The following is a 6000-nucleotide window of genomic DNA, read 5'->3' as shown; positions in this document are numbered from 1 at the left end:
AAGCAAGGGTACTGATCGAGGCGTGGCGCCGTCACTACAACACCGTCCGGCCGCACAGCAGCCTGGGCTACCGGCCGCCCGCACCACAAGCGGCGACACCGCCATTGCCGGCCTCCGGTTCCGCTTCGCTCCACCTACGACCGGCAATGGCGGCGGAGACGACAATGCACTAACTAATAACCCGGACCACCCGATGGGGGCTGCTCAGGGCATCGACACCTCCAACCCGTGCCGGGTGATCCCGACGAAGAGGTCCGGACGCGCCGGCACGAGGTGCAGGCCGCCATCGGCATCGCGGTAGAAGCTTAGGTCCGGCACCAGGATCGGTCCGGTGACCGAGTGCAGCGCGACATCCGCCCGCACCGGTTCGAGGATTTCGGGGTGGAATCCATGCCGCACCAGCACCACGTCGCGCTTGCGGGTCGCGGCACAGCGCATCACCGCCTCGTCATAGAGACGCTCGGCGACCGGGGTCGCCACGACGATGAGGTTGTTCTCGAGCGACTCCACGCCCCCCGGCAGGCCGGTGTTGCCCGCGTAGGGGTACGGCTCGTCCGGAGCGAGTGCGGTCAGAACATAGTTGAGGAGCGCGACCGAGGTGGTCGGCAGCGTGTCATGGAGAGTCGAATGCATGGGGGTACCTGCGCAACAGCGTGATCCCCGGACCGGCTGGTCCGGATCAGGCCCCTTCGATTTTCATTTCTCATCAGGGCTTCGCTCGGCCCCGGCCGATCATCCCCTCTCCACGCGGCAGCGGTCGCGGCCATCGCGAAAGACAGCGTTGCCGATCACGGCATAGCCCCAGCTATCGAGTGTCCGCGCGCTGCCGGCGATGGTGCCGGAGCGATGGAACGCGGCGGCTGGGCAATACACCTTGGCCATGGCCGGCACCCAGTCGGTGATGGTGCCGGCAGGCTGGCGCTGCCACCAGTGTCCGGCGATCAGGGTGGCCAGCAGGAAGACGGCACTCAGGCGGAACACGGTCGGCAAGCGGCGTCGCTTCATTTTCTTTTCTCCAGCAGATTGTCGCTGCCGGAGACGGTAAGCGTCTCGAAATACGTCGGATTGCGCCCTCGGAGGCCTTCCGGCTTGCCGCATGTTGCAGCAAGCCGAACGTCGTTCCTGCACGGCGGGACTTGGTTCGTTAACGGGTTGCGCCTACACTAGTGCCGTTCGCCAGCAGGCGGACCGAGGCGTGATAACCTCGCTTCTAGTAGCCGAATGCCCGGCCCGAACCAGTTTCGGCCGGGAGGCGCACGCGTATGTCCAGGGCTCCTTCGGGGGCCTAAAGGCGTGCGCGCTCGTCTAGAAGCGAGTTATCAACTTCCGGCTTTCGGGCCGGCATCGCCTCGTTCACGGGGCGATGCCGCCGGCTGGGGAAGCCGATGCATCGCCCAATACGGGGGTGCGTATGGTTGCGGGACTGAGCCGCCAGTGGCGGAAGGCGTTTCAAACATCATCGGTGATCTCGGCAGCGATGCTGCTTGCCGCCTGTGGCGGCGGAGGCGGAGGCGGCGTTGCTTCGTCCGGGTCAATCCCGACGCCCTCACCCACGCCGACGCCAACGCCGCCCCCTACATCGACCCCGTCTCCCACACCGACCCCGCCGCCCAGCACGGCCGATAGCGCAGAATATAAGGCGTCGGCTGCGGTGGTCGGCGCGAAGAGCGCCTATGCCTATGACAAGGGCATCACCGGCAAGGGCGTGACCATCGCGGTCATCGACACTGGCATCGCCACCAGCAGCGCCGAGTTCGCCGGCCGTATCTCGCCCGACAGCAAAGCGTTCGAGAATAAGATCGCCCGCTGCGCCACCTGCGCGCCCGAGACGGTGACCTTTCCACTCGACGATAGGCAAGGTCATGGCACCGAAGTCGCCTCGGTCGCGCTAGCCGCCAGGAACGGGAACGGCATGCACGGCGTCGCCTATGATGCGACGCTGCTCGCCCTCAAGATCGCCGCGCCCGATCTCGAGAATGTCACCGCCACCTCCGTGATCAAGGAAGCCGATGGCGCCAATCCGTCGAACATCGCACCCGCCATCAGCTATGCGGTCGAGAAAGGCGCGTTCGTCGTGTCGCTCAGCCTGAACGGCGAGGCAGGCGGTCAGACCGCAGCCGAGCAGCGTGCCGCCATGGACGGGGTCGTCAAAGCCGACCGGCTGCTGGTCCAGTCCGTCTCCAACTTCGTTGACGACAAGAGCGCGGCACCCGGCACCATCACCCGCAACCTCGTTGGCGACAATTGGGAGAACAGGGACAACTTCCTGTTCGGCATCCGTGTCGACGGCTCGCTGCGCCCGCCGAGTGGCAACGGTCTTCCCGGCGAGCTTGCCGACCGCACGCTGGCGGTGGTGGCGGTGGACGTCAGCGTCGTCGGCAAGGACGGGCAATTGACCACGGTCACCGGCAACAGTTTCGCGGCTCCCGCCATTGCCGGGGCGGCGGCACTTCTCAAGCAATACTGGCCGCAGCTCGGCGGCAAGGCGATTGCGCGCATCCTGCTCGATACGGCGACCGACCTCGGCGACAAGGGCGCCGATCAGATCTACGGGGCCGGGCTGCTGAACATTGAAGCGGCGATGAAGGCACAGGCCCCCAGCAGCGCCTTTGCGGCAGCTGATATGGTACTGGCGCGCTATTCCTCGCTCAGTCTGTCGGGTCCGTTCGGTGGCGGTGGCCAACTAGCCGATGCGGTCACCCGCATGACGGTCACCGACCGCTATGGCCGTGACTTCACCATGACTGGCAGCGCCGGACCACGCAGCCAGAGATCCGGGTTGCTGGCGGGTGCGATGCTCGGGACGATGGACCCGCCGTGGCTGGCCACCATGGCCAGCGACGTGAAATTGGGCTTCACCTCCGCTGCCACCGGACCATGGGCCGCGGCGCGGTCCAGCCGCCCGGCCACCTTCGCCTTCTCACCGGCGGCCGGACAGACCGTCAGCGTCAGCGCCAACGTTGCGGTCGGGCAAGGCGCAGGGATCGCCGGTTCCGCCTTGCGCGGCGTCGTCGCCGCGTCGGTCGGCACGTCATCGTTGTGGAGCGGAGACGGCTGGTCGGCAGGCTTTGCGTCCGGCGCATCGCGCGACGGCCGCTCGGCTCTGCGCAGTGTCACCTTCGCCACGCCGCTGGGGCTTGGCGTCGAACTGTCCGACCTAAGTGAACGCGGGCAGGTGCTGGGTCTGCGCGGTCCTGCCGGCTTTGCCCTCTCAGGCAGCCGGACGACGCTGGCCACTCTGACCACCAGTCGCAGCGTTGCTGGCGTCCGGCTATCGGCACGGGCCACGGTCGCCACTACCCGGGTCAATGGCGGATCGGACCTGCTGCGCTTTACCGAGCCGATGACCGGCACTGCCTTTGCGCTCGATGCTGCACATCGCCTTGGCGGCGGCACCGTCACATTCGGACTGTCATCACCGCTGCGGCTCGAACGCGCCCGTGCGGTCGTCGAGGCGCCGGTCGCCTATGACCTGATGACCGGCATGCTCACCACCCGCCTGACCAGTGTCGACCTGACCCCGACTGCGCGCGAGATGGATGTCGAACTCGACTGGTCGGCCGCGCTGTCACCGACCTCGTCGCTGCGGCTCGGCGTCGCCCACGCCTTCGATGCCGGCCACGTCGCCGGCGCGCAGGACACCGCCGGCTTCGTCTCACTGGTGCTGCGATGAGGCTCGCCGTCCGGGCGCGCTCGCCACCGGCAAGCTCAGCCCACCCGTAGCAACACACATCACGACGGACCTGCCACGCCGGGACACATCCCGGCGAACGAACGCGTACGTCCCGACGACAAGGACACGTTATGATGACGAAGATCACCGCCAGCGCCGCGCTGGCGCTGCTCACCGCCTGCGGATCGGCCTCGGTTGCCGAGCAGGAGGCCGCCGCGCAGACCAGGACGGCCTCCGCGCCGCTGACGATCGCGGGCATCCGCATCGGCATGGGTGCTCAGGAAGTACAGGCGACGCTCGCCCGTAGCGGATGGAAGATCGAGACCTCGGCGGGCGAGGCCTGGGCCGCGACCGTCGACCATGAGGCCAAGCGGCAGCGGGGCGTCTTCCCGGTCGAGGAGCCAAAGAACGGTGTTGCGGTGCTGAACGCGACGAAGGGTGACGAGCGCCTGATTGTCGAATTCCAGCCGATGCCCACCGGTGACGCCGTCAAGCTCGTCAAATATGTCGCGCCTGCCGCCGGACGAACACCCGAAGAGATCGGCGCCGAGATGGTGAAGCGCTACGGCAAACCGGGCTTCTCGCAGATCGTCGGGTCCACCTATGAGGCGAGCTGGTGCACCAGCGGTGACCGGTGCCGACAGATCTGGGGCAATCCGCATCAGGGTCTCGAGGTCAGGCTCGATGTCTATGGCAAGTTGAACATCGCCCTGTCGCAAGGCGTGGCGGCGGAGCGGGCATGGCAGAATGCGGTTGCCCGCGCGGTTGGTGGAGGTACGGCCCCGAAGTCGTCATTCTGACAAGCCGTACCCGCCGGCGGTCAATGCGATGGACGGGGCGCTGGGTCCTCCCGTCCATCGCCATGGAGCGATGCGGCACGCTGTATGGAGCCACACCTTAATACCACGCTGTTCATTGCCCCAGCGTCAGGGCCCAGCGTGCCGAGAAATCCGCCCAATCCTCTGCCCACATGGCATGCTCGCTTTCGGCAAGGTCGGGATGCGTCGGCCCCCAACCGGACGCCCGGTGGGTGCGACTTAGCACGATGGCGTGGGCATGCGGGGCTTCCTCTGCCAGCTGATCGCACGGCGCGTGAGCGACGACGAGACTGGTCAGGCGACGTTCCCGGCCGAACCGTAAGGCCGCGTAGGACAGCACCGCCCCAAACCCGTCATGCACGGGCACATCGCGGTCGAATGGGAAGGTGAAGACCGCCCCCAACAGCTTCTGGTGCGGCTGCACCGCCGCATCATAGTCGCCGAACAGCCGCCCGATGGATGTGACATCCGCCACGCCGGGGGCCGGGATGATCCGGTAATCCCGGGCCGTCACCGGCCAGCCGCATGCCGTCCTTGCCGTATCCTCGACAGGTTTGACGGGGTTGAGCTTGGCAAAGGCGATCTGGCTCATTGCATTGTCCCGTCCGCTGCGCCGCGGCCGAACCAGGCCAAAGCCGATTGTGCGGCCGGCCTCGGCACGAACGTCGAAAAGCCGGTCGGCGACGGCGCCGGGCGCCAGCCATTCGGGAAGCGCGGTCACTTCGTCCCTCCCGCAACGATGCCGGACAGAAGCGCGCGACCATCCGCCAGGCCTGCGCGCCGGTCCGCCTCGCTGTCCCAAGGCGGGCATTCGCAACCACGAAGCCCGACCGGCAGCAGGGCGAAGGACGTGCTGGCCGGCTCCGGGGGCACGAAGTGACAGGATGCCCCAGCCCCCAGGAAGAGGTTCAGTCCTGATGAGTAGATCGGTGTGTCGCCAGCGAGCATGACCGCAAAGGTGATGTCGTCGACGCGGTTCCGCGAGGCGAGCGCGATCAGCGCATCGGTCTCGAACGCCCGGACAAGTTCCTCGACGTCCCGGCGGCTGGGTGGCGTGATCGCCGGGACGATCAGCAATCGTGCCGCCGACGCGTGAAGATAGTGCCGCAGCCGAGTGGCGGGTGTTAAACCCGCCTCCGGATCGACAGGAAAGCGCAGCCCGGCGAGACGCGCCGGGGTCAGGAGGGCGGCGATCGCAACCGCCTCCAGTGTCTTGATGGGCATGTTCGACTTCTACTCATGGGGGCCGCGGGCTGTTCGCGGCGATCCTCCCTGGTCATTTCACCTCTCGGCTCAGCCGATCCGCTTTCCCGACCTTTCATCATCGACCTCGCCGCCATGCGGCGCCTGGGTGGTCTTGGCGGAGCATGGCCTCAGGCCCATGCGACCGGTCCCGCCTTCCGGAGGCACCGTCATCGCGGTGCCGGCGGACCTGGAGGCGACGCCTCCACCAGGAGCGGTTCGCGCTCCCTCGCGCGCGCACGCGCGCCGCCAAAGCAAAAGTGTCGG

General features: G+C 67.3%; 7 protein-coding genes. 3 read left to right on the top strand and 4 right to left on the bottom strand.

The window, feature by feature from the left end; all coding sequences use genetic code 11:
* A partial coding sequence (locus BRX43_RS17800; protein ID WP_206433231.1) for an integrase core domain-containing protein occupies positions 1-173 on the top strand: 173 nt, incomplete at its 5' end.
* 31 nt (positions 174-204) lie between these two features.
* Here the strand turns inward: BRX43_RS17800 and BRX43_RS17795 are convergent.
* Both BRX43_RS17795 and BRX43_RS17790 read right to left on the bottom strand, forming a co-directional pair.
* Positions 205-633 carry a hypothetical protein gene (locus BRX43_RS17795; RefSeq protein WP_125996430.1) on the bottom strand — a complete coding sequence of 143 codons (429 nt, stop codon included), beginning with the start codon at positions 631-633 and terminating at the stop codon, positions 205-207.
* Between the two features lie 99 nt (positions 634-732).
* Positions 733-1005, bottom strand: a complete 273-nt coding sequence (locus BRX43_RS17790) for a hypothetical protein (protein ID WP_125996429.1) — start codon at positions 1003-1005, stop codon at positions 733-735.
* Between the two features lie 646 nt (positions 1006-1651).
* Here BRX43_RS17790 and BRX43_RS17785 point away from each other — a divergent pair.
* Together BRX43_RS17785 and BRX43_RS17780 are read left to right on the top strand one after the other, a co-directional pair.
* Entirely contained in the window at positions 1652-3673 is a 2022-nt protein-coding gene (locus BRX43_RS17785) for a S8 family serine peptidase (protein ID WP_125996428.1), read from the top strand.
* Between the two features lie 134 nt (positions 3674-3807).
* Complete coding sequence (locus BRX43_RS17780) at positions 3808-4473, top strand: hypothetical protein (protein WP_125996427.1); 666 nt, start codon at positions 3808-3810, stop codon at positions 4471-4473.
* A gap of 112 nt (positions 4474-4585) precedes the next feature.
* Here BRX43_RS17780 and BRX43_RS17775 read toward each other — a convergent pair whose 3' ends face one another.
* Together BRX43_RS17775 and BRX43_RS17770 are read right to left on the bottom strand one after the other, a co-directional pair.
* Positions 4586-5212, bottom strand: a complete 627-nt coding sequence (locus BRX43_RS17775) for a hypothetical protein (protein ID WP_125996426.1) — start codon at positions 5210-5212, stop codon at positions 4586-4588.
* Complete coding sequence (locus BRX43_RS17770) at positions 5209-5715, bottom strand: hypothetical protein (RefSeq protein ID WP_125996425.1); 507 nt, start codon at positions 5713-5715, stop codon at positions 5209-5211. Before BRX43_RS17770 ends, BRX43_RS17775 begins: the two co-directional genes overlap by 4 nt.
* Positions 5716-6000 lie beyond the last annotated feature (285 nt).

The sequence above is a fragment of the Sphingomonas sp. S-NIH.Pt15_0812 genome (genome assembly GCF_003951315.1).
GTDB lineage: Bacteria > Pseudomonadota > Alphaproteobacteria > Sphingomonadales > Sphingomonadaceae > Sphingomonas.
The sequence above is the reverse complement of the archived record's forward strand: the minus strand, read 5'-3'. Positions and strand labels throughout refer to the sequence as shown.

Bases quoted from the DNA above. Each gene is read 5' to 3' on its own strand.
- BRX43_RS17795 (WP_125996430.1), bottom strand. From the start codon at position 633: ATGCATTCGACTCTCCATGACACGCTGCCGACCACCTCGGTCGCGCTC.
- BRX43_RS17790 (WP_125996429.1), bottom strand. From the start codon at position 1,005: ATGAAGCGACGCCGCTTGCCGACCGTGTTCCGCCTGAGTGCCGTCTTC.
- BRX43_RS17780 (WP_125996427.1), top strand. From the start codon at position 3,808: ATGACGAAGATCACCGCCAGCGCCGCGCTGGCGCTGCTCACCGCCTGC.
- BRX43_RS17770 (WP_125996425.1), bottom strand. From the start codon at position 5,715: ATGCCCATCAAGACACTGGAGGCGGTTGCGATCGCCGCCCTCCTGACC.